General features: G+C 67.2%; 24 protein-coding genes, 1 pseudogene and 1 riboswitch. Of the genes and pseudogenes, 18 read left to right on the top strand and 7 right to left on the bottom strand.

Annotated features, from left to right (window positions below):
- Positions 1–92: 92 nt before the first annotated feature.
- On the bottom strand, positions 93–1,115 hold the full coding sequence (locus ACFK0J_RS14040; protein ID WP_378740162.1) for an oxygenase MpaB family protein: 1,023 nt from the start codon (positions 1,113–1,115) through the stop codon (positions 93–95).
- Positions 1,116–1,219: 104 nt separating this feature from the next.
- Here ACFK0J_RS14040 and ACFK0J_RS14035 point away from each other — a divergent pair, with 104 nt between their 5' ends.
- Complete coding sequence (locus ACFK0J_RS14035) at positions 1,220–1,918, top strand: TetR/AcrR family transcriptional regulator (protein ID WP_378740159.1); 699 nt, start codon at positions 1,220–1,222, stop codon at positions 1,916–1,918.
- Positions 1,919–1,977: 59 nt separating this feature from the next.
- Here the strand turns inward: ACFK0J_RS14035 and ACFK0J_RS14030 are convergent, their stop codons facing one another.
- Both ACFK0J_RS14030 and ACFK0J_RS14025 read right to left on the bottom strand, forming a co-directional pair.
- Positions 1,978–2,895: an NAD-dependent epimerase/dehydratase family protein gene (locus tag ACFK0J_RS14030; RefSeq protein ID WP_378740156.1), complete on the bottom strand. Its 918-nt coding sequence runs from the start codon at positions 2,893–2,895 to the stop codon at positions 1,978–1,980.
- On the bottom strand, positions 2,892–3,350 hold the full coding sequence (locus ACFK0J_RS14025) for a winged helix-turn-helix transcriptional regulator (RefSeq protein ID WP_378740154.1): 459 nt from the start codon (positions 3,348–3,350) through the stop codon (positions 2,892–2,894). The genes ACFK0J_RS14030 and ACFK0J_RS14025 overlap by 4 nt, the downstream gene beginning before the upstream one ends.
- Positions 3,351–3,434: 84 nt before the next feature.
- On the opposite strand from ACFK0J_RS14025, the gene ACFK0J_RS14020 reads away from it, so the two are divergent.
- The 6 genes from ACFK0J_RS14020 to ACFK0J_RS13995 all read left to right on the top strand — a co-directional run bounded on the left by ACFK0J_RS14020 (position 3,435) and on the right by ACFK0J_RS13995 (position 9,125).
- The gene (locus ACFK0J_RS14020; RefSeq protein WP_378740152.1) at positions 3,435–4,646 is read left to right on the top strand and encodes an MFS transporter; all 1,212 of its coding nucleotides are present in this window, start codon (positions 3,435–3,437) and stop codon (positions 4,644–4,646) included.
- A gap of 183 nt (positions 4,647–4,829) precedes the next feature.
- Positions 4,830–5,417, top strand: a complete 588-nt coding sequence (locus ACFK0J_RS14015; RefSeq protein ID WP_378740150.1) for a hypothetical protein — start codon at positions 4,830–4,832, stop codon at positions 5,415–5,417.
- An 84-nt stretch (positions 5,418–5,501) separates the two neighbouring features.
- A riboswitch (SAM riboswitch) is annotated at positions 5,502–5,621 on the top strand.
- Positions 5,622–5,741: 120 nt separating this feature from the next.
- Positions 5,742–6,548 carry a 2OG-Fe(II) oxygenase gene (locus tag ACFK0J_RS14010; RefSeq protein ID WP_378740148.1) on the top strand — a complete coding sequence of 269 codons (807 nt, stop codon included), beginning with the start codon at positions 5,742–5,744 and terminating at the stop codon, positions 6,546–6,548.
- Complete coding sequence (locus tag ACFK0J_RS14005) at positions 6,548–7,270, top strand: tRNA-dependent cyclodipeptide synthase (protein ID WP_378740146.1); 723 nt, start codon at positions 6,548–6,550, stop codon at positions 7,268–7,270. The genes ACFK0J_RS14010 and ACFK0J_RS14005 overlap by 1 nt, the downstream gene beginning before the upstream one ends.
- Positions 7,267–8,706, top strand: a complete 1,440-nt coding sequence (locus ACFK0J_RS14000) for an MFS transporter (protein ID WP_378740144.1) — start codon at positions 7,267–7,269, stop codon at positions 8,704–8,706. The genes ACFK0J_RS14005 and ACFK0J_RS14000 overlap by 4 nt, the downstream gene beginning before the upstream one ends.
- A gap of 65 nt (positions 8,707–8,771) precedes the next feature.
- Complete coding sequence (locus ACFK0J_RS13995; protein WP_378740142.1) at positions 8,772–9,125, top strand: MmcQ/YjbR family DNA-binding protein; 354 nt, start codon at positions 8,772–8,774, stop codon at positions 9,123–9,125.
- A gap of 39 nt (positions 9,126–9,164) precedes the next feature.
- Here ACFK0J_RS13995 and ACFK0J_RS13990 read toward each other — a convergent pair whose 3' ends face one another.
- Together ACFK0J_RS13990 and ACFK0J_RS13985 are read right to left on the bottom strand one after the other, a co-directional pair.
- Complete coding sequence (locus ACFK0J_RS13990; protein WP_378740140.1) at positions 9,165–9,713, bottom strand: cupin domain-containing protein; 549 nt, start codon at positions 9,711–9,713, stop codon at positions 9,165–9,167.
- Between the two features lie 152 nt (positions 9,714–9,865).
- Positions 9,866–10,828: pseudogene (locus ACFK0J_RS13985) on the bottom strand (bile acid:sodium symporter family protein); the annotation flags it as partial.
- Between the two features lie 83 nt (positions 10,829–10,911).
- Here ACFK0J_RS13985 and ACFK0J_RS13980 point away from each other — a divergent pair.
- A complete protein-coding gene (locus ACFK0J_RS13980; RefSeq protein WP_378740138.1) occupies positions 10,912–11,763 on the top strand; it encodes a LysR family transcriptional regulator in 852 nt (283 codons plus the stop codon).
- Between the two features lie 160 nt (positions 11,764–11,923).
- On the opposite strand, the gene ACFK0J_RS13975 is transcribed toward ACFK0J_RS13980, so the two are convergent.
- Both ACFK0J_RS13975 and ACFK0J_RS13970 read right to left on the bottom strand, forming a co-directional pair.
- Positions 11,924–13,144, bottom strand: a complete 1,221-nt coding sequence (locus tag ACFK0J_RS13975; RefSeq protein ID WP_378740136.1) for an MFS transporter — start codon at positions 13,142–13,144, stop codon at positions 11,924–11,926.
- 157 nt (positions 13,145–13,301) lie between these two features.
- Positions 13,302–13,727, bottom strand: coding sequence for a MerR family transcriptional regulator (locus ACFK0J_RS13970; RefSeq protein WP_378740134.1), 426 nt, complete (start codon positions 13,725–13,727; stop codon positions 13,302–13,304).
- A gap of 72 nt (positions 13,728–13,799) precedes the next feature.
- Between ACFK0J_RS13970 and ACFK0J_RS13965 the strand changes: the two genes are divergently transcribed.
- The 10 genes from ACFK0J_RS13965 to ACFK0J_RS13920 all read left to right on the top strand — a co-directional run bounded on the left by ACFK0J_RS13965 (position 13,800) and on the right by ACFK0J_RS13920 (position 25,110).
- Positions 13,800–15,239 carry an amidase gene (locus tag ACFK0J_RS13965; protein WP_378740132.1) on the top strand — a complete coding sequence of 480 codons (1,440 nt, stop codon included), beginning with the start codon at positions 13,800–13,802 and terminating at the stop codon, positions 15,237–15,239.
- The gene (locus ACFK0J_RS13960; protein WP_378740129.1) at positions 15,236–15,436 is read left to right on the top strand and encodes a hypothetical protein; all 201 of its coding nucleotides are present in this window, start codon (positions 15,236–15,238) and stop codon (positions 15,434–15,436) included. The genes ACFK0J_RS13965 and ACFK0J_RS13960 overlap by 4 nt, the downstream gene beginning before the upstream one ends.
- Positions 15,433–16,830, top strand: coding sequence for an MFS transporter (locus ACFK0J_RS13955; RefSeq protein ID WP_378740126.1), 1,398 nt, complete (start codon positions 15,433–15,435; stop codon positions 16,828–16,830). Before ACFK0J_RS13960 ends, ACFK0J_RS13955 begins: the two co-directional genes overlap by 4 nt.
- Before the next feature lie 194 nt (positions 16,831–17,024).
- Positions 17,025–19,193 carry a catalase gene (locus ACFK0J_RS13950; protein WP_378740124.1) on the top strand — a complete coding sequence of 723 codons (2,169 nt, stop codon included), beginning with the start codon at positions 17,025–17,027 and terminating at the stop codon, positions 19,191–19,193.
- A 270-nt stretch (positions 19,194–19,463) separates the two neighbouring features.
- Entirely contained in the window at positions 19,464–19,676 is a 213-nt protein-coding gene (locus ACFK0J_RS13945) for a hypothetical protein (protein WP_378740122.1), read from the top strand.
- Positions 19,673–20,776, top strand: a complete 1,104-nt coding sequence (locus ACFK0J_RS13940) for a glycosyltransferase family 1 protein (protein WP_378740120.1) — start codon at positions 19,673–19,675, stop codon at positions 20,774–20,776. Before ACFK0J_RS13945 ends, ACFK0J_RS13940 begins: the two co-directional genes overlap by 4 nt.
- The gene (locus ACFK0J_RS13935) at positions 20,773–21,909 is read left to right on the top strand and encodes a glycosyltransferase (RefSeq protein WP_378740118.1); all 1,137 of its coding nucleotides are present in this window, start codon (positions 20,773–20,775) and stop codon (positions 21,907–21,909) included. The genes ACFK0J_RS13940 and ACFK0J_RS13935 overlap by 4 nt, the downstream gene beginning before the upstream one ends.
- Positions 21,906–22,907 (top strand): glycosyltransferase, encoded by a 1,002-nt coding sequence (locus ACFK0J_RS13930; protein ID WP_378740116.1) that lies wholly within the window; start codon positions 21,906–21,908, stop codon positions 22,905–22,907. The genes ACFK0J_RS13935 and ACFK0J_RS13930 overlap by 4 nt, the downstream gene beginning before the upstream one ends.
- Positions 22,904–23,782: a glycosyltransferase family 2 protein gene (locus ACFK0J_RS13925; protein WP_378740114.1), complete on the top strand. Its 879-nt coding sequence runs from the start codon at positions 22,904–22,906 to the stop codon at positions 23,780–23,782. The genes ACFK0J_RS13930 and ACFK0J_RS13925 overlap by 4 nt, the downstream gene beginning before the upstream one ends.
- A gap of 335 nt (positions 23,783–24,117) precedes the next feature.
- Positions 24,118–25,110, top strand: a complete 993-nt coding sequence (locus ACFK0J_RS13920; protein ID WP_378740112.1) for an LGFP repeat-containing protein — start codon at positions 24,118–24,120, stop codon at positions 25,108–25,110.
- Positions 25,111–25,177: the final 67 nt, after the last annotated feature.

The following is a 25,177-nucleotide window of genomic DNA, read 5'->3' as shown; positions in this document are numbered from 1 at the left end:
CAGCGCAAGGGATTCCGTCCAGAACTCGCTGAGTGTGTGGCGGTAGTGGCGGTCGTCCAGCAGAGGTTCGTGAGCGATCACGTCTGTTGGGGTCATCGGGTCGCCTGTCGGGGTCCCGGCTCGCTGATGGCGGGAGATGCGGCGGTGAGGGTGCCGCCCTTGCCCTGCTGTAGCGCCAATCCGAGGTCGCGGTCGTACGGAATTCGTCCGGTGCCGGGATGTCGGCGCTTTGCGTTGTGCCGTATGCCCCATGCCTCGTACCCGCCGATCGCCACCAGGTCGTCGATCACGGGCAGTCCGGCCAGCGCGGCGGCTCTGCGCACGAGCGGTGTCACTGCCGCGGTGCGGACTCGCATCTCGGGTATGCCGGTGACTTCGCGGGCGCCGGGCCGCATCCGCGATAGCGCCACCCAGGTCACCGCACGGAGGAACGGATTCACCATTGCCATCGGCCATGCGGGCGTCAGAGGTGGATGAAGGAAGTAATCCACCAGTTCCTGCGCCGGTTCGGTGTAGGCCATGATGTTTTTCTCGGCGTCGCGCACCCAGGCGTGCACGAGTTCCGGCGTCCGGGGCAGTACGCCACGCGGAATTCCCAGCAGTTCGCCGACAACAACGTGTTCGTCCCAGAATCGACGCTCGTCGGCAGTGGTCGGCTTGTCGCCACTGAAGGCCGTGTAGCAATCCCACAGACAGGGAAACCCGGTGATGTAGGTGTACTTCAGCGCCTCGATATCGTTGGCGCGGTACGACTCCCCCGTACTGGGCACAACTCCGTCGACGTGGGCATGGCGACGGAACAGATCCCGGCCCGCCTTCTCCGCCGTCGCGGTGTCACCGAATACCGCGGCGATGAAATAGGCGTTGCTGCGCCGAATCCGGCCCAGCGGATCGCTCATATAGCTGCTGTTCTGCGCCACACCGGCCGCGCCGATCGGATCCAACATCGCGATGACCGACCCGAGGAGTCCGGCGAGACCGATGACCATCGGATTCTGGTAGACCCGCCAACTGATCGACCCCGGCCCGAAATAGCCGTCGTCCTTCCGTGGCGCGTTGGCCAGATCGAGCGCCACGACACCTTTGCCGCCGAGGGCGCGCACTATCGCGTCCATACGAACTCCCTTGTCCCAGTGGGCGATCCGGATCAGCGATCGGCAGGTCCGCCTGGCGGGCCTGCCGAGCCTCCGGATCTCCGAGAGTAAGCACACCAGAGACAATGCACAACTGGCGACACTTTTGTCGTTCTGTCGCATCAGCGCTCTATGCTGGTGCGATGTCGAACAACAAGCCTTCGCTGTCGACGGAGGAGCTGAAATCGCGGTACCGCGCGCCGATCCTGACCGCGATTTTCGAGGGGATGCCGCCACCGCCGCCACCTGAGCTGGACCCGTACCTCGACGCGGCGGCTCGATGCTTCGCTCGATATGGGTTGTCGCGCACCAGCGTTCAAGACGTCGCCAATGAGATGGGTTACAACCGGGCCACGGTCTACCGCAAGATCGGCACCGTCGATGCGATCTCGCGCTTACTATTCGCACGAGAGGTCGATCGATTCCTGGCAACCCTCACGCAGCGCGAATGGGAACCACCGTGGCCGGGATTGATCGTGGAACTGATGGCTGGCACCATCGAATATGTTCGAGCGCACCCTGTTGTAGCGAAACTATTGGCTGATGAGATGGACTCCACCACAGTCGAACTCGCCACCAGCCTGGCATCGGCACGCGACCAGTTCATCGCCGGATTCGCCCCACCACTCAGGCTCGGCATGCAGATCGGGCTCCTCGCCCAGCGTGATCCCGAGGCGATAGCCGAATGGATATTCCGCATGCTCACCAGCTCCATCGCGCTACCGCCCGTAGGTGACCTACGGCAGGTACTGAGCGAAGTGATCGTTCCGGTACTCAGCCCGTAATCCCATGAACTGCTGATAGTTCCGCTGAACCACAGCGATCAAATCGCTTGTTCGCAGGCTCACCAAGGGCCGGAAGGGTGCTCCGTCGCGAGCGCTGTGGCGTCGTAGGCGGCCGAGTAGCCGAGCTGTCGGTGGGCTTTGCCGGAATCGTAGACGCGGTCGATGGTGGGTGGCAGTGGCCAGCCTTGTCGCCGGAACAAGGTGACGATCTCGGGCGTCCGTCGTTCGAGCAGTGGCGGCGCATCGCGCCACAACTCCCGTGTGTCGTTGCGGCGGAACAGCATTGGGCCAGCGATGTTGAACACCCCGGTTACCTGAGAGTGTTCCGCGGCCAGCCGGTGCGCGCGGGCAACATCGCGAACGTCGACCCCACGGTAGAGCCGGTGTGCAGCCTGGATGGCGGGCGTTTCAGGGAAACAGCGGGCGATACGCAAAACGATCGTCGTCGACGGGTGATCACCCTTCGTGAGAAGCGCTTCCGCATCGAGCTTGGTTTCGTCGTAGATGTCGCGGGGCTGCGGTTCCAGTGATTCGTCGACCCACACCGCGCGGTCGTCCGGCACCAGTGCGTGCCCGTACACCGAGGTGCTGCTGGTGTAAACCACTCGCCGGACGCCACATTCGGCCACCTGCTCGAGCAGAGCGGCGGTGGCGTCCACGTTGACGGCGCGAAACTCGTCATCGGAAACGTGGCCGACATGCGGAGCGTGCAGCGCGGCCGTGTGTACGACAGTCTCCACATCCTGCACGGCCTGCGTCCGAAGCTGCGAATCGCGTAAGTCGCCAAGGTGGGTGGTCCACGGGCCGGGCCGGACGTCCCAGCCGCGCACTTGCCAACCCGCCGCGTGTATTTCACGCGCGACCGCAGCTCCGACCACACCCGAAGAACCAGTTACCAGTACCACTGCGGACGCCACGCACTCCGACACTACCTGCGCGAGTCCGGACCCGGCATGGGCCGGAGCCACAGCGGTCACGCCTCCCCCACCTTGCGAACCCGGGTGGTGAGCGCGGTGGCGGGCTTTCCCTCCCGAGTTTCGGGGCGCAGTTCGGCGACCGGATTACCGACGGAGTCCACGAGCGTCGAGTGAGCTTCGTTGCCGGTGAAAGCATGGCGCTCGCCCCATTGCCGCATGGCCACGATGGTGGTGAAGAGATCCCGCCCGGCGTCGGTGAGTTCGTAGGTGTGCCGTTTGCCGCCGGGGGCGGTGGTCGTCGTCAGAATGCCGTGGTCGACGAGCTTGCGGAGGCGGTCGGCGAGGATGTTGCGGGCGATGCCGAGCCGCTGCTGGAACTCGGTGAACGCCGCCGCGCCGTCCATGGCGTCACGCACGATCAACAGGCTCCACCGGTCGCCCACCAGGTCGACGGTCCGCGCGACGGGGCAGGTGGGATCAGTCCACTCGCGGTCAGCGCCGAGGGTCGTGGACATGAACTCTCCTCCGTTTCAGTTGCAATCTGAAACCATTATGCCCTAGGTTGAATTGGTTGCATTTTGCTACTAATGGAGGATATTGTGTCGACCGGAATCAAAACGTCGCAGCGATTCGTCCTAGCGCTGGTGGCCGCGGTAGCGGTGGCGACGATCTATGCGATTCAACCGATCTCGGCAGCGGCAGGCGATGACCTGGGACTGGCATCCGGGCTGCTCGGCGGGCTGGTCGCCGCCGGACAGATCGGCTACCTCATCGGACTGGTCCTGCTGGTTCCCCTCGGCGACGTCGTGAACCGCCGACGGCTGATCACCGGACATCTGGTCCTCACCGGTGTGGGTGCGGCGATCGTGGCCGGCGCACCGAACGGCGTCGTCGCGGTGGTGGGTTTGGTGGTCGCGGGGGTGTTCGCGGTCGTCGTGCAGGTGACCGTCGCCTATGTCGCCGCCGTCTCCACGCCGAGCGAGCGGGGCCGCAATATCGGCGCGGTCACCTCGGGTGTGGTGATCGGCATTCTCGGTGTTCGCGTCCTTGCGGGTGTGCTGGGTGATGCGCTCGGCTGGCGAGCGGTGTACGCGCTGCTCGCCATGTTGTGCATGGCGCTCGCTCTTACAGTCGGCACGAAACTCGCCCCCGACATCAGGACTTCGGGCGCGCGATACTCCCAGGTGCTGGCGTCGATGGGGCGGCTCGCGCGCACCGATGGACTGTTCCTGAGCCGAGGCCTGATCGCGCTGTTTCTCTTCGCATCCTTCGGAACCCTCTGGAGCGGTCTCGCGCTTCCCCTCGGCGCCGAGCCCTGGAACCTCAGCACCACCCAAATCGGCCTGCTCGGCTCGGCGGGCTTGGCCGGAGCCCTCGGGGCGGCCCGCGCCGGACGCTGGGCCGATACCGGTCACGCGCAGCCGATCACCGGCTGGTCACTGGCGCTGCTCACCATCTCCTGGCTGCTCATCGCCCGAATCGAAGCAACCCTGTGGTTGCTGATCGTCGGCATCATCCTGCTCGACTTCGCCGTCCAAGTTGTGCACGTCAGCAGCCAGCATCTGCTCACCACCGCGCATCCGGACCGCGCCAGCAGCGTCATCGGCGCCTACATGACCTTCTATTCCCTCGGCTCCGCCGTCGGAGCATTCACGACGACCTGGGTGTACACCGCCTGGGGATGGGCAGCATCCTGCTGGCTCGGCGCGGCTTACTCGCTGTGCGCATCGGCTTTGTGGGGGCTGACGCAGCTGCGCGGCACTACCCGGCAGCTCGAGTCGGCGGAACCGACCGTCGGCTCTCGTCAATGAGCCGCGCGGTCGGGTCCACCGGATCCGGCCCCCGACACCGCGGCTACCTCCCTAGGGGCGCAGGAGGATTCGGGTAAGGGGTTGCCCCCAGCTCTGGGAGCACACCCCTAGCACCACGGTATTGCCGGAGAATGGCGCTCCGGCGGGATGTTGTGGCAGGTCGCGAATTTTTATCGTCGGGACATGCTCCTTGTTGATACCGATTCGCTCGCTCAGGACGCACCGCGAACGCCCCGGTCGGACGTCACCCCGCAGCGCGCCACAGGTTTACGCCGAGGCGTAGCCGTCTCGGTCGCCGCGATGGCCGCGTTGGGACTGCTGGGTGTGGCCACCGGCCGGGCAACCGCGGCGCCCGCTGCCGACTGTCTCTGGGCCGGGACAGGTCATGCGCAGGGCGCGACAGTGGTGGCCGGTGGCCGGGAATTCACCTGCGGCACCGATCAGCGCGGCGCACCGCTGTGGCGCCGTGGCGCGGCCGTCGACGCACCGAGCTCCGTGGCGAATCCGGGCTCTCGCACCCATCCGGCAGGCAATTTCAGTGCCGGAGCGCAGCAACCGGGCACTGAGTACAACGACTACTGCGTGGGCACCCAGCTCATCGACGGCAGCGAGCAGGTGTACCAGGTGGTGTCCGACGCCGCGGGCGTCCTGCAGTGGAAGGCCGCGGGCCCGATCTCCCAATGGGCCTTCGCCCCCGGCACCGGACCCGTACCGACCACCCGCTCAGCGAGCCTGTGTTTGCCGGACCAGGTGATCTGGCCCCAGAGCTGAGCGGGTAGTCCAGTCCCCTCGGGAAGAAACTCAGCGCGATTCTAAAGCGTGACAGCGCTTCTGACGTGCGCGATTCTTAGTTCAGGTCAAGAGTGCCAGCGTCAAGTCCCCGGCTAGCTGGCCGGCAACCCTCCAACCGCGGCGGGGTGCCCCGGGTCAAGACCAGGCCGAGCCGCAGTAATGCGGCCCGGGCAAGCGCGGGCCCCCTCCTGTTGTGGGGCCCTCTGGAGGGATGGGGGTCGAAACCATGTCCGCTGGGACCACCTCATTTCTCATGCCCGGGCCTGTGCCCGGTCCATCGAGCGACAACCAGAGGGGAACGACATGACTACGGCCACGCCATCTCTCGGAGAACGCGTGTTGGACACCACCAGGCAGGGATTCGATCACGACTCGTTGACGGCGCTGTTGAACGGCGACGTTCACGCGGTTCGACTGGCCGGGTTCGTTCGGCCCGACGCGCTCGCGCACCTGCGAAAAGCGTTCGTCGGCAGGCAGGATCACGGCCCGCTTGGCACCGACCCGCAGTTCCGCCGCATCGGCCACGCGTTCTCGGAGACGAACACCGAGGCCGGACGCAAGCGGTACTTCGACGAGGCGCACCGCAATATCGAGCGGCTGCGCGCTATCGCCGCGCCGTATTCCTATCCCGCGGACGACCTTCGGCTGCTGCTCGATGAAATCTGGCCGTCCGGAGCAAGTCTGCTCCGCCGCGCCGGGCAAGCCTTCTTCGCGGGCGTCGCGCGCTACCAGCTGGCGGGGGTGGATCTGGAGCCGCACACGGACAATATCGGCCGAAACCTGCCGGAAGATTTCGATATTCGTATCAGCCGCCAACTGTCGGTCAATGTCTACCTGGACGTGCCGGACCGGGGCGGGGAGTTGGAGATCTGGGACGACTACCCGGACGAACGCGAGTATCGGGATCGGTCCGGTGACCGGGTGTACGGCATCGACCGCGCATCCGTCGGCGACCCGGCCGTGGTGATCACACCGCAGGTCGGCGACGCGATCTTTATCGACCCGCGACGCGTCCATGCCGTCGCTCCGTCGCAGGACCGACCCCGCATCACCATCGGCTTGTTCATCGGGGTGACCGACCCGGCCGAGTCGTTGAAGGTGTGGAGCTGATGACGACAACTACGCTGCTCTCGGCGTCGCACAAAGCCGCATACGACCTACGGTCGGACACCATCACCACCGAAGGTCGCTCCACGGTGCTGCTGGTCAGCGTCGGCGCGGACTACCATGAGGGCGAAAAGCTAGCGGCGACAATCGATCTGATCAACCGCTCGAACTTCGGCCGCTGCGCGATCGCCGTCGCGGACACCCTGCAACGGCACAACCTCAGCGGCGGAACCGATATCGACCGGCACGCACGCGCCCGCATCGCGGGCGACGAATGGATCGCGCGCAATATCGGCTACCTGAACCAGATCGACTGCCCCACCAACATTTTGCGATGGGACTTCGCGCTTTCCCATCCCCGCTACGGCGACCTGTACGACGCGGTCGAGCACGCCTACGAAACCGACGACCTCTATCGAAACGCCGTCGACAGCACCATCGACCGCTTCATCGAGCGCCGACTGACCCGGGAACCGGATGTCGATCAGAACGCGGTCCGGAAGTCCTGCCGCGCATACCTTTTGGAGGAATGCCCGATCATCATGCCATTGTGGGCGCACGAGGGTTTCGATTATGTGATCTACCCGCAGCGGATCTCCGCGGCGATGGGGCGCACCCGGGAACTGTTCGTCGAACCGGAGCACCCGGACCGGGTCGCGTGGCTCCCGCTGCGGTTCAAGAAGCGAAAGTCCGCGCTGCACAACGCGGAAGGCGCGGAGCAATGACGACCGAGATCCCCATCCAGCGGCGCATCGCCGGGTTCGCCGGACTCGCGGTAGCGTCGTTCCTCGGGTGCATCGACCTGACCATCGTCACCACCGCACTACCCGCCATCGGCGACGATTTACACGCGGGTGCGTCGAACACCGAGCTCACCCTCGGCGTCTTCCTCATGGCGCTGTCGATGTTCATGGTCACTGCGGGACGCGTCGCGGATCGACTCGGGCGTCGGCGAGTGTTGCTGTTCGGCTTGGCCCTGTTCGTGATCGCCTCCGCGGGCGCGGCCGCATCATGGTCGATCGGCACGCTGCTCATCGCCCGCTTCGTCCAGGGCGCCGCCTGCGCCGTGCTGTATACGAGCACCTCGACACTGGTGGAATCGCTGTTCCCGCAGGGTGATCGAGGAAAGGCGATCGGCTGGTTGTACTCGGTGAACGGGTTGGGGTTGGCCATCGGACCGGTGCTCGGCGGCCTGCTGGTGCCCAGCCTCGGCTGGCAGTCGATCTTCTGGATCAACATTCCGCTCGGCATCGCGGCGCTCGTCGCCATCGCCCTCGCGGTCCCGCGGGTGCTGCCCGACCGCACCGGCGGCACCGATTGGCCCGGCCAGGTCGTTGTCGCCCTCGCGGTGGTTTCGGCGGTGGGTATCTTCGTGCTCGGCGACCTACGCGGGTGGCTGTCGCCCTGGGTGCTGCTCGCCGCGGTCGTCCTGGTCGTCGCCGTCGCGGTCGGCATCGTCGCGGAGCGTCGCGCGGCGAACCCGTTGATCGATCCCGCGCTGTTCGGCAATCGCAGGTTCGTCGCCGCGATCGTCTCGGACTTCTCCCTCGGCTTGTTCTATGCCGCTGCGCTGCTGGTGATTCCGACGTACCTGACCCAGGGCCGAGACTTCGACGTACGGCAGGCGGGATTCGTGCTGTTGCTCGTCAGCGGCACCCTCGCGCTCGCATCGCCGGTGGCGGGCCGTTTCGTCGATCGCCTCGGCGCGCATTCGTTGCTGCCCTGGGGTTTCGGACTGCTGGCCTTGGCGGGAGCTGGGATCGCCTGGTCCGCGGTCGGGAGCCACCTGCCGGTCCTGTTGGTCGCTCTCGTCCTGTTCGGTGCGGGCTGGGCCTTGGTGCTGGGACCCGCTACGGTGCTGGCGATTTCGACTGTGCCGCCTACCCGGTCCGGCTTCGCGGTGGGGGCGTCGTGGACGTTCCACAACCTGGGTGGGGCCATCGGCGCGGCACTGGCCACCGTGGTCTTCGGGCATACCGACCTCGACCTCGCCGACGAGGTCGGCGCCTCGACCGGCAGAGTGGCCGCCATCATCGCAACAACCAGCCTGGTGGCCGCCGTCGTCGTTGTAGCCCTGACAGCCATTCGGTCCAAAACCACTCTCCCCGAAACAGACCGAGCCCCAGCTGTACCCGTTTCCGTCGATGCCGGGACCACCTAGCCGTCGTAGACGGTGCGCAGGGAGCTTTACCCGAACCTGTCGGTCCCCGGTGGCATCATCGGTGCATGATCACCGTCGCGGACGTGCGTGCGCTGGCACTCACCCTCCCCCGTTCGTACGAGGCGATCGTGGCGGATCGCATCAAGTTTCGGGTGGGCCGGATCGTGTATATCGCGTTCTCGCGGGACGAAACGGTGATGGGGTTCGCATTTCCCAAAGCCGAACGGGCCGCGCTGGTCGCCGCTGAGCCGGACAAATTTTTCCTGCCCAGGGCGTCGGACCTGCGATACAACTGGGTCGACTGCTCGATGGCCGCGATCGACAAGGACGAGATGCGCGAGTTGATCGTGGATGCGTGGCGGATGGTCGTGCCGAAGTTTCTGCACGATCACCCCAGTACGTCAGCAGCCATGCGATAAGGGTGGGCCGCCGACCAATTAATCGGCGGCCCACCCCTCTCACCGTTGCCGTCTGGTGATCACCACCGGCTCGATCTCAGTGGGCACCTGATCGAATGCCGATACCGGAATGCCGAACGAGGCCGCAAGCACCTCGCGCGGAAGGGAATTCAGCGTGGCGACGATACCGATATCGTCGGCGGGCTCGGTGGCGCTGGTGTTGAACACCACCAACACTTCCAGCATCTGCTCCGGATCGGCGTTGCCGAAGTAGTGGAAGAAGCCCTGCGGCACGAACACGAGATCGCCCGGCCCGGCCTCGAACTTGTCGTTGCGGTAGTCGCCGTCGGGATGGGTCCCCAGAATGGTCCATTCGGCCCGGCCGGAGATGATGAAGTTCAGCTCCCACGCGGTCGGATGCCAGTGTGGTTCCCGGATGCCACCCACCTCGAGCCGGGCGATGTAGACCGATGCCTCCTGACCGAGCAGCACCGGAAAGTTTCCTTCGTGCGCGCCCTGCAAGGTCCCGCCCTCGAAGCGCAGCGGCTCGGCCGCGCTCAGCCGGAACAGATGAGAGTCCTTGTCCAGCTTCGTATCCAGATCCGTCATCGGTCGATCCGATGCGGCCGACGGCCCGCTCATCGCCGCGACCCCCAGACCAGCGACCGCTGCGCCGCCGAGCGCAGCCACCCCGGTACCGATTGCTTTGCGCCTGGTGATTCGCCCTTCTCCACCTCTCGTTTCTTGCTCCACACGGTTACCTCCGATCTGCGGGCGTAACGCTGTGCCAGGACGGCACAGGTGATCAATTGGATCTGATGAAAAATCATGAGCGGCAAGACGATCAGGCCCACCGGTTGACCGACGAACAGCACCGACGCCATCGGCAGCCCGGTCGCGAGGCTCTTCTTCGATCCGCAGAAGACCAGCACGATGCGGTCCGGCATGGCGAACCCGAGCAGCTTGCCGACTCCGGCGGTCACGCCGAGTACCGCCGCGAGCAGCCCGGCACACACCAGTGCGGTCGCGAGCACCCGCAGCGGTGACAGTCCACGCCAAATGTGTTCGGCCATACCGGCACTGAATGCGGAGTACACGACCAGGAAAACCGAACCCCGATCGACCGCCTTCAACGGCGTCGACCGCCGCAACAGCCAGCCGAGCCGCGGCCGCAGCAACTGTCCGAGCAGGAACGGCAGCAATAGCTGCACCATGATGACCAGCACCGTCGACGCCTTCACCTCGGCCTTGCCCGTGGTGTTCATCAGCAACACCACCAGCAGCGGGGTCGCGAACACCCCGACGAGATTCGACAGCGAGGCACTGACGACAGCGCCCGCGACATTGCCGCGCGCGATCGCGGTGAACGCGATCGACGATTGCACGGTGGACGGCACCAGGCACAGGAAGAGCACACCGATGTACAGGTCCTCGGTCAGCACCGAGGGCACCAGCACGCGCAGGGCGAGCCCGATGAGCGGGAACACCACGAAGGTCACTCCCAGCACCGCCGTGTGCAGCCGCCAATGCCGCAGCCCCGCAATCGCTTCCCGTGGTTCCAGCCGCGCACCGTAGAGCAGGAACAGCAGCGCGATCGCCACCTTCGTACCTCGGTCGACTACCTCCGCCACCCCGCCCTGCGCCGGAAAGACGCTGGCCAGCACGGCGCTCGCGACGATGCCGAGCATGAAACCGTCGATGTAGAACTTGTTGAGGTACTTCATGACGCCGACGCTACGAGCACCCATTCGATCGCGAAAGGCGCTCAATCGAATATCTGTAAACCGATATCGTGATAGATTAAGGCGTGTTCGACCCAGAGCTGCTGCGCACCTTTCTCGCCGTCGAACGGGCGGGCGGATTCACCGCCGCGGGCAAGATCCTCGGCCTACGCCAATCCACCGTCAGCGGCCACATCGCCCGACTCGAGAAGGCTGCGGGCCGCAGCCTGCTGCGCCGCGACACCCGCAACCTCGCCCTCACCGCCGACGGCGTCGCGATGGTCGGCTTCGCCCGCGCCATCCTCGCCGCGAACGGCCGGGCCGAGCAGTTCTTCTCCGACTCCACCCTGACCGGCCTGCTCCGGTTCGGCGCCTCCGACGACCTGGTGGCCAGCGACCTGCCCGAGGTACTGCTGGAATTCCGACGCAACCATCCCGGCATCGACCTCGAGCTGACCGTCGGCCTGAGCGAGACCCTGAAGACCCGCATGGCCGCCGGTGACCTGGACATGGTCTTCGGAAAGCGGCTCCCCGGCGAAAGCCATGGTGAGTTGATCTGGCGCGACCGGCTGGTGTGGGCGGGCCCGCCCGGCGGCACTACCCAGGGCGACCCGGTCCCGCTGGTGACCTACCCGCCACCGAGCCTCACCCGCCGCATCGCGCTGCAAGCCCTGGAGCGCGATGGCCGCGTCTGGCGCATCACCTGCGTCAGCGACAGCCTGCTCGGACTGCGTGCCGCCGCGCTCGCCGGACTCGGCTACATCGTGCATTCCGAGACGCTGCTACCCGATGGCCTGGTCACGATCGACGATCCCACCCTGCCCGCACTCGGTGACCTCGAATTCGTCCTCCTGCACCGCCGCACCCGCCTGTCCGGCCCGGAACAGGCGCTGCGCGACGCCATCACCGCCAACGCGCATCGGCTACACGGACTTTGATTGCCGCCAACCGGCGCAGTCCTCCGCGAACTACGCTGCGCCGTAACGCGATCCGCTGATCAATCGAAGCTCCCCGCGTTGCCGCTCGACATCGAAGGGGGACGCACCGGCGACCGAGTGCGGCATCGTGGTCAGCCAGCGGCGGAAGTGCTGGGCCCCCTCATCTCGGGCGACTCGACGCGACGGGTTCGACCGAGGCCAGGCCGTCGACGGTGGTACGGGGGACGGCGGACATGGCGAGCAGCCCGATGACCGCGACGGCGGCGAACAGATAGAAGCCCCAGGGGTTCGCCGCGCCGACGACGATGAGCCAGCCGGTGATCGTCGGACCGGAGATCGCCCCGAGACGACCGACGCCGGAAGCGAAACCCAGTGCAGTGGCTCGTATTTCGGCCGGGTACGCCTGAGTCACATAGGCATAGATGAGCACCTGGGCGGAGAAGACGAAGATGCCGGTGACGAGTACCACCGCGTTGAGCAGCAGACTGCTGGACGCCTCGACGCTCAGCAGCGCGAGAAAGACCGCTGCCGCACCGAACCACACCAGCACCGTCGGCTTGATGCCCCGCCGGTCGGCGAGCATCCCGGCCGTGAGCAGGCCGATGATCGCTCCGACGTTCAGCGCCAGCAGCATGGTCAGCGAGGTGGACATGTTGTAGCCGGCGTCGCGCATCAATTTCGGCAGCCAGGTATTCAAGCCGTAGACGAGCAGCAATCCCATGAACGAACCGACCCAAACCCCCAGCGTCGCACGCAGATACACCGGCTGGAGCAGTACGGTGGGTTGCCTTCTGCTCGGTACGGCCTTGACCGCCAGGTAGGCGTCGGACTCGGGAAGCTTGGCCCAGACCACCGGCAGCAACAGCAGTCCGGCCACGCCGCCCAGGTAGAACATCGGCTCCCAGTGCGGGACGAACCGAAGGGCGATCAGCGCCGAGAGCACGGCACCGACGTGATAGCCGGTCATGGTGACCGTGCTCGCGAACGCCCGGCGGACCGGCGGCATGTGCTCGGCCATCAAGGTCAGCGCGGTCGGCATGCACGCACCGAGCCCCAACCCGGCGATCAGCCGGAACGCGGCGAAGACACCGACCGACCCGGCCAGCGGAATGGCGGCGGTGAACACCGAGAACACCGCTATCGAGCCGAGCAGCATCCAACGCCGACCGTAGCGATCGGTAATCGGCCCCGACCCCGTCGCGCCGATGGCCACCCCGACCAGCGACATGGTGGCCGCGAATGTCGCACTGGTGACGGTGAATCCGATGTGGCGCTGGTCGACCAGCGTGGGAATGACGGCCCCCAGCACGACGAGGTCGTAGCCCTCGAGCAGGACGGTGAGCCAGCAGAGCACGGCCGACCACGACAGCAACTTCTTCATGACGGAGTCCGATTCTGTAACCAGCTGCGACTGCCACCACGCTACTCCGTAGCATCCATGGGTACGGCGTAACCCTCGGAGCCGCAACGGAATTCATCTACGCAACCGAGTAGGCGAACGGTTGGTCCCGTCGACGCGCGTGGCGCGAATCAGCTCCCTAGGCGAGCTCGTCGTTCCCGAGGCCGCCCGGAAGTGACACCGTCGCACGGTAGTTCGGGCACCGTTCCAGTTCGCCGCGGTGTGGGCAGGTAAGCAACACGTGCAGGTAGTCGCGGGCCCGGTCGAGCTCGGCCATCCGGTGTTCGAGCGCGGTCAGTTGCGCGTGCACCAGCGCACGCCACCGCGCGTCCGGCGACGCGGCGGAGGGCGCGCTGAGCAGCACGGCGATCTCGTCCAGGCTCATCAACCCGGTGCTCTGCCATTGCCGGATCAAGTCGATCCGATAGAGCTGGTCGGTGTCGTAGCAGCGCCGCCCGCCGCGGCGCTGCGCGATGATCAGCCCGCGGCGTTCCCAATAGTGCAACGTCGACAGCGGAATGCCGAAGTGCTGTACGACGGTGGCGATCGGCGTCAGTGTTGGCATAGCACTAGTTGACCTCAACCCGGGTTGAACGGGCAAGGTTTGCCTTACCTACTCAGCACGTGGAGGCGAACAGTGCCGCAAGAGCCGTATCCCATCACCGAGGTAGCCCGCGCTTTGCGCGACGGCGACACGACGAGCACCGCACTCGTCGAGACCGCGATCGCGCTGGCCGACCGGCACGACCCCGAACTCGGTATCTACCTGACCCGATTCGATGACCAGGCCCGAGACCGGGCTCGGTGCGCCGACGAGGAACTGGCGCGCGGCGTCGATCGGGGAATGCTGCACGGCATCCCGGTCGCGGTGAAGGACACCATCGCCGACGCCGACGGTCCGACCACCGCCCAGAGTTCCGTGCACGACCGTGCCTGGGGTGCGGGCCGCGACGCACCGGTGGTGGCCCGGCTGAAGCGCGCGGGTGCGATCATCACCGGCAAGACCACGACGATGGAATTCGCGTGCGGGATACCGGATCCGAACCGGCCGTTCCCCGCGCCGCGCAATCCGTGGGACCCGACCCGCTGGGCGGGTGGTTCCAGCTCCGGTACCGCCAGCGGCATCGCGACAGGCTGCTTTCTGGCCGGTCTCGGCTCGGATACGGCGGGCAGCATTCGGATGCCCGCCGCGTTCTGCGGCATCACCGGCCTGCTGCCGACCTTCGGCCTGGTGCCGAAATCCGGCTGCGTACCACTGGGTTACAGCCTGGACCGGGTCGGCCCGATGGCACGCACCGCGCGCGACTGCGCGGAGCTGCTGCGGGTCATCGCCGGGGCGCACCCGAGCGACCCGGACAGTGTCGCCGCGCCCGACTTCGATTCCCGCCGCGGCGATCCGGCGCGGGACCCGTCCGACCTGACCGGCGTGCGGGTGGGCGTGGTGCGGCAGGCACACTTCCCGGAGAACGCCGATCCGAGGCTGGCAGCGGTGTTCGATCAGGCGTTGGCGGTGCTCGCCGCCCGCGGTGCCGACCTGGCAGAGGTCGTCCTGCCGTACTGGCACGAAACGATCACGGCGACCTTGCTCACCGCTACCTGTGAGGGGCTCGCCTATCACCGGACGGACCTGTCCCGGCGGTGGACCGACTACTTCGTGGCGTCGCGCGGCTTGCTCGCCAAGGGTGCGCTGGTGTCGGGGGCGGATTATGTTCAGGCGCAACGGGTCCGGCGCATCGCCCAGCTCGCGATCGCCGAGTTGTTCCAGCGCGTCGACGTGGTGGTCTGCCCCACGGCCGCGCGCGGTGCGCCACGGCTCGACGAACTCGGTGACGACGCAGGCCATCAGGACGACGAGCGCCTGTTCCGGCTGATCCACACCCCGTACTGGAACGGGCTCGGAAACCCGGTGCTGGCCCTGCCGATGGGCGTAGCCGAAGCGGGACTACCGCTGTCCCTGCAGATTGCGGGTCCTGCCTTCGGCGAACCCGTCATCCTGCGGGTCGGCGAGGCGTATCAGCGGCACACGGACTGGCACCGAGCTCGACCGTCCCTTTCTCGGACGGCGGTGGCGGGATGAGTTCGGTGGATACGGTCCGCGCGCTCCTCGACGCGGCCTGCCTGCCCGCGACCGAGGCCGAGATCCGCGCGCTGGCAACCGGTTTCGTGGCTTATCGGGCGTCGATCAACGCGCTCTACACCGTCGAGGCCGCGCGATATGCCGACCCCGCGTTGCGGTTCCGCGCGGCGACGCGGTCCGCGGAGTGGGACCGATGAGCACGACGACGCGCGGTGCGGAGCGGGTGAGCGGCGGCCGCCCGCGGCACGAGGGACTTGTGCTGGCGTTGGCCTGCGTCGGGTCGTTCTGCGTGATCATGGACGCGACGATCGTCTCGGTCACGCTGCCCGACCTGCGCGCCGATCTCGGCTTCTCCCCCGCCGCACTGCCGTGGGCGGTGAACGCCTACACGCTCACCTTCGCCGGATTTCTCCTGCTCGGCGGACGCTGTGTGGACGTCTTCGGCCGCCGCGCGATCATGCTGCTCGGGCTCGGAGTGTTCACGGTCGCGCGAGTCGCGGTGGGCTGTACCGGATCTCCCGGTCTGTTGTTGGCGGCGCGGGCCGTGCAGGGAGTCGGTGGCGCGCTGTTGATGCCGGTGACATTGGCGACGTTGACCGCCACCTTCACCGCACCGTCCGCGCGTGCTCGCGCGCTCGCGACCTGGAGTGCCGTGGGCGCGGCGGGTGCCGCGGCAGGGCCGGTGCTCGGTGGCATGCTCACCGAGCTGGCGGGGTGGCGATGGGTGTTCTTCGTCTTGGCACCGCTCGGGTTGGTCGGCATGGTCGGAGCGGTCCGCGTGCTGCCGCGGCAGCCGAAGGCGGCTGATCGGCCACGCCTGGACGTAGTCGGCGCGGTGCTGGTCACTGCGGGCATCTCGGGTGTGGTGGAGGCGATCATGCGCTCGGCCGCCGTGGGCTGGTCGGCCGCGTCGGTGCTCGGGCCGCTACTGGCCGGGTTCGTGCTGATCGCCTTGTTCGCGGTGCATCAGCACGCCGTGGCCGCCGATCCGCTGATGCCGCTCGACATTTTCCGGTTGCGCTCGGTGCGCAGCGCCAATGTGGTGATGTTCCTGCTCGGTGCGGGTTTCCTGGCGAGTCCGGTGCTGCTTTCGCTGTATCTGCAAGACGTGCACGGCTATTCACCGCTGCTGGCCGGCGTGGGATATCTGCCGGTCGGCGTGGCTATGGTCGCGGGAGCCCGCTCGGCCGGTGGGTTCACCGTCCGATTCGGGGCACGCCGCGCGACCATGCTGTGCTGCGCCATCGGTGCGACCGGCCTGGCGGGCATCAGCATCGGCCTCGCGGTCGATGCCGCCTACTTCTGGTCCGTGCTGGTTTCGGGCGCGGTCTTCGGCTTCGGCACCGCCGCCGCGTTCACCCCACTGACCGTGGCCGCCACCGACGGCGTACCCACCGAACGCAGCGGCCTCGCCGCGGGCGTCCTGAACACGGTGCGCCAGACCAGCGGCGCGGTTGGCCTCGCCGCACTGAGCGCCATCGCGCTGGCGTCCGGCTACGCCGCCGCCTTCAGCGCCTGCACCGGCTGCCTCGTAGTCGCGTGCCTGGTCGCGGCAGCCAGCATGCCCGGTCGGCCGGTCGGGTCGCGGTAATCCTGCGGACGCGGGCCGGTAACGGTGGCGTTCCGAACCGTGCCGCTCCAGCGAACCGGTTTGCGGTGCGAACGGATGGGCATAGCCGGTCATGTGACCTGGTGGAAGCCGCGGGCCGGAGCCGCCGGTCGGCTCTCGCGAATGCACTCGCGAAGGCGTCCTCGTGTTCGTTCGATTACAGGAGGTGCTGTCCAATGCCCCGAACCTCACGCCCGAAGTCGAAAGCCCAGCCCATCGCCCCTGGCGTGCCATCCAGTGCGGCAGTGCCGGTGGAGGAGCCGACCCAGCCCCGGGAACCGCTTCCGCCGAAGCCGGATCAGGCCGCGCCGCGCCCGAGCACCGCGACCGGGACGCCGGTCGACGCACCCATCGATGCGATGGCCCAGCAGGGCGCCTACCTGACGACGGCACAGGGTGCCCGACTGACCGACACCGACCACTCGCTGAAGGCCGGGCCGCGCGGGCCGGTTCTGCTCCAGGATCACCATCTCCGGGAGAAGATCACCCACTTCGACCATGAGCGCATCCCCGAGCGGGTGGTCCACGCACGTGGCGCGGCCGCGCACGGCGTGTTCGCCGCCAATGGCGCCGCTGAGCAGATCTGCTGTGCCTCGCTGTTCGAAAAGGGCAAGGAAACACCGGTTTTCGTGCGTTTTTCCACGGTGCTCGGTTCGCGCGGCTCGGCCGATACCGTGCGCGACACCCGCGGATTCGCGACGAAGTTCTATACCGATGAGGGCGTCTTCGATCTCGTCGGCAACAACATCCCGGTGTTCTTCATCCAGGACGGCATCAAATTCCCCGACATCATCCACGCGGCGAAGCCGCACCCGGACCGGGAGATCCCGCAGGCGCAGAGCGCGCACGACACCTTCTGGGATTTCGTGACGCTGCACACCGAGGCCACCGCGCACACCCTCTGGAACATGTCCGACCGTGGACTGCCGCGTTCCTACCGAATGATGGAAGGTTTCGGCGTCCACACCTTCCGCCTGATCAACGCGCGCGGCAAGACCGTCTTGGTGAAGTTCCACTGGAAGCCGAAACTCGGTGTGCATTCCATGCTCTGGGAAGAGGCACAGATTGCCGCGGGCGTCGATCCGGACATGCACCGTCGCGATCTCGCCGACGCCATCGAATCCGGCGCGTTCCCGCAGTGGGACCTGGGCGTCCAGGTGTTTCCCGACACCGAGGAGCAGACCTTCGAGGGCATCGATCTGCTCGACCCCACCAAGCTCGTGCCGGAGGAGTTGGCGCCGGTCCAGGTGATCGGCACGATGACGCTCAACGCCAACCCGACGAACTATTTCGAGCAGACCGAGCAGGTCGCGTTCCACCCCGGCCACCTCGTTCGCGGCATCGACCACACCGATGACCCGCTGCTGCAAGGCAGGCTGTTCTCCTACCTCGATACCCAGATCTCCCGGCTCGGCGGCCCCAACTTCGCGCAACTTCCGATCAACCGGCCGCACGTCGGGGTCAACGACATGTTCCGCGACGGCATGCATCAGACCGCGGGGCATGCCGGGGTCGCGCCCTACCGTCCCAACAGCCTCGACGGCGGCTGTCCGTTCCTGGCGGGGAACAAGGACGCCGCGCTGATCGAGTATCCGGAGGCGGTTGCGGGGCGGAAGGTCCGGGAAGCGCCGAAGAGTTTCGACGATCACTTCAGCTCGGCGCGGATCTTCTACGCGAGCCTGACGCCGGTCGAACAAGCACACGTCGCCAAGGCGTACACCTTCGAATTGGGCAAGTGCTACGAGAAGGCGATCAAACAGCGAGCCGTGACGGTGCTGCGGCAGATCGATGAGCAGCTTGCCCAGACCGTTGCGACCGGGCTGGGACTGCCGCTGCCTGGAAAGCCCAGCAAGAACGTCAAAGTGCTGGCCTCGCCCGCCCTCTCGCAGGTCGGTGGCCGGTGGCCCTGCGACGGCCGGATCATCGGCATCGTCGCCGACGACAAGACCGACCTCGCGGACCTGGCCGCCACCGTCGCCACGATCGCCGAGCAGTCGATGACGCCCTTGGTTATCGCGCCGCACGGCGGCGAACTCGGCAACGGTGCCCAGCAGGTGGTTGTCTCGCGCACGCTCGACACCGCCCGCTCCATCGAATTCGACGCCCTCCTGGTCGCGGCCACCGTCGGCGACCTGCGGCTGACCACGCTCGTGCAGGAGGCGCATCGCCACCTCAAAGGCATCGCCTACACACCCGACGGAGCGGACGCGGTGCGCGCCGCCGGGGTCACCGACAACTCCGCGGGCGTCGCGGGCGCGGACACTATCGCCAGGGCATTCGACGGGATCGCGACGCTGCTGCCCGAACACCGAGTCTGGGCCAGGGCCGCCGAGTACGCCCACTGAGCAGTAACCCCGCCGGGCGACCCGAACACCGGCGGGGACGCAGATGACCACGACAGCACCAACCGCACCCGCGGCCGACCCGCGGGTGCGGCGAGTGGTCTTGCGCCAGAACAATATTCAGACGACTTACGGGTTACCCAGACCTGCCGATCGCGGACCGCACGATGCTGCGTGAGATGGCCGACGACCGATCACGTGCTGGTTTGACCGGCGACGCGCCGGGTAGGTCCGGAAGACGTGAACCATGATCATCCGGAAAGGGTGGATCCCATGCAGATCGCGCGAGGTAGTCGACTGGTCCGCCGCGACGAGGACGGCAACCGCCAGGTGGTACAGATCAAGGCGGTCCGGTACAGCCCAGTCCCCTACGCCGAGGTCGAGCCGACCGGCGGCGGGCAGCGCAGCGCGGTCCTGCTGACCGAGTTGGAACGGGATTTCCAGCCCGAATCCGACACCGTCCCAGTGGAATTGTCGCCGAGATGACTCGGACCATCCCGGACCGGACGCCGACCCGGCCGCCGAGCGCGACGCTGCGGGTCGCGTCGGTCCCCGCCTCGCACGTCTACGTCCGCCATCTGGCTCCGGTCGGTCGCGACGACCAGGTCGTCCGGTTGCCCGACCCGCGCCCGGCCGACGGCCGCACGGTCCCGGGTGGCTGGTGGCCACCGGTCATGTTGGACCCGCGGTGGATCCGCCGCAATCATCAGCGGTTCGATGTCTTCCATATCCACTTCGGTTTCGACTCGGTCGAGACCGAAGTGCTGGCCGACATCGTCGGCGAATTGCGCGACCACGGCAAGCCACTGGTCTACACCGTGCACGATCTGCGCAACCCGCACCAGCCCGATCCGCGCGGACATCGGGCACAGCTGGACGTCTTGATTCCCGCCGCCGACGAGCTGATCACGCTGACGCCCGGTGCTGCGGCGGAAATCGAAAAGCATTGGAGCCGTACGCCTCGGGTACTGAGCCACCCGCATGTCGTGAAACGGGGACTGATCGAAGCGCCGCGTTCGAATGACCAGCGCTTCGTACTAGGTGTACATGCCAAGAGCCTGCGCGCCAACATGGATCCCCTGCCGGTCCTGGACGTCCTCGCCGAGACGATCCGTTCCCTACCGGACGCGGTATTGCGCATCGACCTGCACGACGAGTTGTTCGAACCGGGAAACCACTGGTACGACCCGGATACCGGTGCGGCACTGGTCGACTTCGGCCGCCGCGACGGCGTCGACGTTCGAGTGCACGAGTACTTCACCGATAGCCAACTGTGGCAGTATCTCTCGTCGCTGACGGCGTCATTGCTACCGTACCGGTTCGGTACCCATTCGGGTTGGCTGGAAGCCTGTTACGACCTCGGCACGGCGGTGATCGTCCCGAGCTGCGGCTATTACGGTCAGCAACGGCGTTGCGAAGTCTTCGATTTCGACGAGACACATTTCGATGCCGAGTCGCTGGACCGGGCGGTCCGCGCGGTGTACGAAGGTCGGGCCGGTCGCGCCGACTGGCCTTCGCGTCGTGCCGAACGCACGGAACTCGCTGCGGCACACCGCAACATCTACGAACAGGTGCTTGCGCGATGAGCACGGGAGGCAGTGGCCTGTCCATCGCGTTGCTGGCCTCCAACCGGCATCCGATCAAGCAACCGTTCGCGGGCGGGCTCGAAGCGCACGTGTGGCATCTCGCGCGCGCCCTCCAGTCGCGCGGGCACCGGGTGACCCTGTTCGCCGCCGACGGCAGCGATCACGCGGCGGCGGACGCGACATTGCGGGTGCGGACCTTCAGCCCGAGCGCCACCGCCAGCACCGATTCTTCGATGCCCGAACGGCAATTCCTCGCCGACCATCACGCCTACCTCACAGTGATGACCGATCTCAGCGCGACCGGGCCGACGTCGTTCGACATCATCCACAATCACAGCCTGCATTACCTGCCGCTCGCCATGGCCCCCGCGTTGCCCGTCCCGATGCTGACCACCCTGCACACGCCCCCGACGCCATGGTTGGAATCGGCGCTCGATATCAGCAAGGGGATCGGCTCCGCCTTTGTCGCCGTCAGCAGGTTCACCGCCCGGTCGTGGCGCCACGTCGTGCGCGGGGTCGACGTCGTCCCCAACGGCATCGACTTGCGCGCCTGGCCGGTCGGGCCCGGTGGCCGCGACCTGGTGTGGTTCGGGCGGCTGACCCCGGAAAAGGGCGCGCACCTCGCGATCGCGGCCGCGCACCGCGCGCGCCGGCGGCTGCACCTAGCCGGTCCGATCAGCGATGTCCGGTACTTCCACGACACCATCGAACCTCAGCTCGGCCCGGAGGTGGAGTATCACGGTCATTTGGACCAGACCGCGCTGGCCAGGCTGGTCGGGTCGTGCGCGGCCGCGCTGGTCACCCCGCTGTGGGACGAGCCGTACGGCTTGGTGGTCGCCGAGGCACTCGCCTGCGGCACCCCGGTCGCGGCGTTCGACCGGGGCGGCATTCCGGAGATCCTGGATTCGGAGTGTGGTCGGCTCGTCGCGCCGGGCGATGTCGAAGCGCTGGCCCTCGGGGCGGCCCAGGCGGCCACCCTGTCGCGTGCGCATGCCCGCGGCCGAGCGACCGAGGTGTGTGGTCACCACGCGATGGTCGATGCGTACCTCGACCGCTACCGACGCCTCATCGACGCCTGGAAGTCGGCCCGACCCGGCCGCACATCGGCTGAACCCCGAAGGGGGGCAGCGTGATCGGCTACTACATCCATCACCAGGGCGCCGGACATCTGCTCCGCGCCCGAAGCATCTGCGCCCAGCTCGACACCCCGGTCACCGTCCTGACCTCGTTGCCGGTCGACGACACGGGCTTCGAGCACACCCTCGCGCTCGCCGCGGACAATCTGGCGCCCGCCGTCACCGACCCTACCGCCCACGGAGTTCTGCACTGGGTACCCAAAGGCGATGACGGCCTGCGTGATCGGATGGCCACCATTGGGCAGTGGATCGCCGCCGAACGGCCCGACGCACTGGTCGTCGACGTCTCGGTCGAAGTCGCGATGCTGGCCAGACTGCACGGTATCCCGGTCGTCGCGATGGTGCTGCCCGGCGTGCGCACCGACACCCCGCACGAGCTGGTGCACCGCATCGCCGACGCCCTCATCGCCGCATGGCCGCGTGCGGTGTACGACCCGATGTGGTTGCGCGCCTACGCGAACAAGACTCACTACATCGGCGGTATCAGCCGATTCGCGGCACGAAGGCCGCTGCCCCGCGACGGTGCGCGGGGCCGACCCACCGTGCTGGTGGTTTCGGGCGCGGGTGGCAGCAGCTTCACCGCCGCGATGATTCGCGAATGCGCCCAGCGGCATTCGCAATACCATTGGCGCACCGCTGGATTGGACGATTGGGTCGACGATCTCTGGCCGGATCTGTGTGCGGCCGACATCATCGTCTCGCACGCGGGACAAGGTGCTGTCGCCGATATAGCCGCCGCCGCCAAACCCGCGGTACTCATTCCCGCGGACCGTCCGTTCGGTGAACAACACGCCACCGCCACCGCCCTTGCCGAAGCCGGTCTCGCGGTAGCCGTCGACCGGTGGCCCGCCGTGGACGACTGGCCCGCGCTGATCGAAACGGCCCGCACCCTCGACACCGACCGGTGGCGGCTGTGGGGAACCAACGGTGCCGCCGCTCGCGCCGCGAGCGTCATCGACCGGGTCGCCGGGACCGCCTCTCGGCCCGCCGCGTGAGAACCGCCGTCATCACCCTGGCCGCCAATCGAATCGCGCACTTACGCAACCAGATACGTGGCCTGTCCCGTAGCACCCAACGGCCCCGCGACCACATCGTGGTAGCCATGGGCGATCCCGCCGTGCTCGCACTTGCCCATCGTGCACCCGCGCACGGCATCTGGATGGACGCCGAAAACCCGTTTCCGTTGGCCGCCGCCCGCAATCTCGGTGCCCGCGCGGCCATCGACCGTGGCGCCGAGTTGCTGGTGTTCCTCGACGTCGACTGCATCCCCGATCCCCACCTGATCGCCCGCTACCGCGCCGCCGCGTCCGCCGAACCACTGCTGCTGTGCGGCCCCGTCACCTATCTGCCACCGGCGCCCGCGAGCGGATACGACCTCACGCGCCTGCCCGACCACCGCGACCCGCACCCGGCGCGACCCGACCCGCCCGCGCACACCCACACCGACAGCACCGATTTCGACCTCTTCTGGTCCCTCTCGTTCGCCGTCACCACCGATACCTGGCGCCGCATCGGCGGCTTTTGCACCCGCTACCGCGGCTACGGCGGCGAAGACACCGATTTCGCGCACAAGGCCGCCGCCGTCGGCGCGCGCCTGCGCTGGGTCGGCGGCGCCGACGCCTACCACCAGCATCACCCGGTCTCCGACCCGCCGATCGAGCACCTGGCCGACATCCTGACCAATGCCACGATCTTCCATCGCCGGTGGGGTAGATGGCCGATGCGCGGATGGCTCGACAGCTTCGCCGCCGCGGGACACATCGCCTACAACCCGGCCACCGACACCTGGGACCGCACCTCGTCGAGTAGTCCCGATGAACTCTGCTCGCCTATCGTCGGCGGCGCGAATGGCCGGAACGGCTGCGTCTGATAACTAGCGCGCGTGCAATTACCCGGGGATTTGTCGTACCCCCTGGCGCCGACTGCCCATTTCCAGGAGAATCCATGTTTGGTCTCGAAGCAACCGGGGAATTGCCCGGCTGTAGCTGCTCGATCGCACCAAGCACGCTGATATCGCCGACAAACAGTCCGAGTTCGACCAGGACGGGTTGACTGCCAGATCTCAGCCGTACGGGGCAGGCAAGCGACCGCTCCCCCATTGATCTCGTCCAGGCCGAAGGCACCGAGGACCGAATCGCTTCACCACCAGCGGTGGACTGGCCGCGCTTGCCGGCCCGCACACCGCGCTGACGAATCGAGGAGATCATGCCTGAATTGTTGGATACCCCGCGCGGGAAGACGCCGCGACGGACTTCCCGCATAATCAATGTCCTTGCGCTACTCGCTGCCGGCTTGCTGGCCGCGGCACCAACTGCGGTAGCCGAGCCATCTTCGGAGGCGATCAGCGCGATCGACGCGCACCACACCCAATTCGGCGGAGAAGGGTCATTTCTCGGCGCCCCGCTCGGCCCGGCCACCGACATTGCGGGCGGAGCCGAGCGCGCCTATCAAGGCGGCGTCATCTATTACTCGCCCGACACCGGCGCAAAGGCGATGTACGGCGTGATCCTTGACAAATACAAGTCCCTCGGTGGGCCGGCGAGCTCACTGGGTTTCCCCATCAATGACGAGACCGACGCGGGCGACGGTATCGGCCGATTCAACGATTTCGCCGAGCCCGGCGGTGCCGCGATCTACTGGAAGCCGGAAACGGGAGCGTCGGTCCTCAAGGGCAAAGTGCTCGCCGCCTGGCGCGAAAGCGGCGGGGTGAACGGTCCTTTCGGTTACCCCCGATCGGACATGACGGTCGAGAACGGCGTCGAGAAGGCGGCCTTCGAGGGCCCCGCGGGCACCGAAATCCGATGGTCCGAGAACGACGGCACCACGACCATGCCGCCGGAACTAGCCGCGGCCCTACCCGGCTTCCGCACCGGCTCGGTTGATCAAGCGCAGCCGGTCCCGGCGCCGAACCCCGATGCCAACGCCCCCGCCGACACCGAGGGCACCGGCACCGAGAGCTCCGGGATCAACAGGTGGTGGGGCATCCCCATCGGGCTGGCCATCGTGGCCGTGGTCGCCGGACTGCTCGGCCTGATGGGCCGCCGGGCACAGCCGACCCGCACGACACCCGTCACGAACCGCGGCTACACCTCGGCCACCACCACGCGATCCGATGCCACCGGCGCCGCGCAGTCCAGGGCGACGAATGTCGCTGGAGCGCACGAAATGCATCGCGACGCACCGCGTGCTCGCGGCTGACCGGCACGGTTCATCGGTCCACTAGAAAGGAACGACAATGGAATGGTTGTTGGGTGTACTAGGTGGG

The organism is Nocardia brasiliensis (assembly GCF_042691675.1).
Lineage (GTDB): Bacteria > Actinomycetota > Actinomycetes > Mycobacteriales > Mycobacteriaceae > Nocardia > Nocardia brasiliensis_D.
Note: the sequence above shows the minus strand (reverse complement) of the source record. Positions and strands in the feature narration are given on the sequence as shown.

What these genes read in the sequence shown, in the direction of transcription:
- ACFK0J_RS14040 (WP_378740162.1), bottom strand. Translation starts at nt 1,115, where the DNA reads ATGGACGCGATAGTGCGCGCCCTCGGCGGCAAAGGTGTCGTGGCGCTC.
- ACFK0J_RS14035 (WP_378740159.1), top strand. Translation starts at nt 1,220, where the DNA reads ATGCACAACTGGCGACACTTTTGTCGTTCTGTCGCATCAGCGCTCTAT.
- ACFK0J_RS14025 (WP_378740154.1), bottom strand. Translation starts at nt 3,350, where the DNA reads ATGTCCACGACCCTCGGCGCTGACCGCGAGTGGACTGATCCCACCTGC.
- ACFK0J_RS14015 (WP_378740150.1), top strand. Translation starts at nt 4,830, where the DNA reads ATGCTCCTTGTTGATACCGATTCGCTCGCTCAGGACGCACCGCGAACG.
- ACFK0J_RS14010 (WP_378740148.1), top strand. Translation starts at nt 5,742, where the DNA reads ATGACTACGGCCACGCCATCTCTCGGAGAACGCGTGTTGGACACCACC.
- ACFK0J_RS14005 (WP_378740146.1), top strand. Translation starts at nt 6,548, where the DNA reads ATGACGACAACTACGCTGCTCTCGGCGTCGCACAAAGCCGCATACGAC.
- ACFK0J_RS14000 (WP_378740144.1), top strand. Translation starts at nt 7,267, where the DNA reads ATGACGACCGAGATCCCCATCCAGCGGCGCATCGCCGGGTTCGCCGGA.
- ACFK0J_RS13995 (WP_378740142.1), top strand. Translation starts at nt 8,772, where the DNA reads ATGATCACCGTCGCGGACGTGCGTGCGCTGGCACTCACCCTCCCCCGT.
- ACFK0J_RS13990 (WP_378740140.1), bottom strand. Translation starts at nt 9,713, where the DNA reads ATGACGGATCTGGATACGAAGCTGGACAAGGACTCTCATCTGTTCCGG.
- ACFK0J_RS13975 (WP_378740136.1), bottom strand. Translation starts at nt 13,144, where the DNA reads ATGAAGAAGTTGCTGTCGTGGTCGGCCGTGCTCTGCTGGCTCACCGTC.
- ACFK0J_RS13970 (WP_378740134.1), bottom strand. Translation starts at nt 13,727, where the DNA reads ATGCCAACACTGACGCCGATCGCCACCGTCGTACAGCACTTCGGCATT.
- ACFK0J_RS13960 (WP_378740129.1), top strand. Translation starts at nt 15,236, where the DNA reads ATGAGTTCGGTGGATACGGTCCGCGCGCTCCTCGACGCGGCCTGCCTG.
- ACFK0J_RS13955 (WP_378740126.1), top strand. Translation starts at nt 15,433, where the DNA reads ATGAGCACGACGACGCGCGGTGCGGAGCGGGTGAGCGGCGGCCGCCCG.
- ACFK0J_RS13950 (WP_378740124.1), top strand. Translation starts at nt 17,025, where the DNA reads ATGCCCCGAACCTCACGCCCGAAGTCGAAAGCCCAGCCCATCGCCCCT.
- ACFK0J_RS13945 (WP_378740122.1), top strand. Translation starts at nt 19,464, where the DNA reads ATGCAGATCGCGCGAGGTAGTCGACTGGTCCGCCGCGACGAGGACGGC.
- ACFK0J_RS13940 (WP_378740120.1), top strand. Translation starts at nt 19,673, where the DNA reads ATGACTCGGACCATCCCGGACCGGACGCCGACCCGGCCGCCGAGCGCG.
- ACFK0J_RS13935 (WP_378740118.1), top strand. Translation starts at nt 20,773, where the DNA reads ATGAGCACGGGAGGCAGTGGCCTGTCCATCGCGTTGCTGGCCTCCAAC.
- ACFK0J_RS13920 (WP_378740112.1), top strand. Translation starts at nt 24,118, where the DNA reads ATGCCTGAATTGTTGGATACCCCGCGCGGGAAGACGCCGCGACGGACT.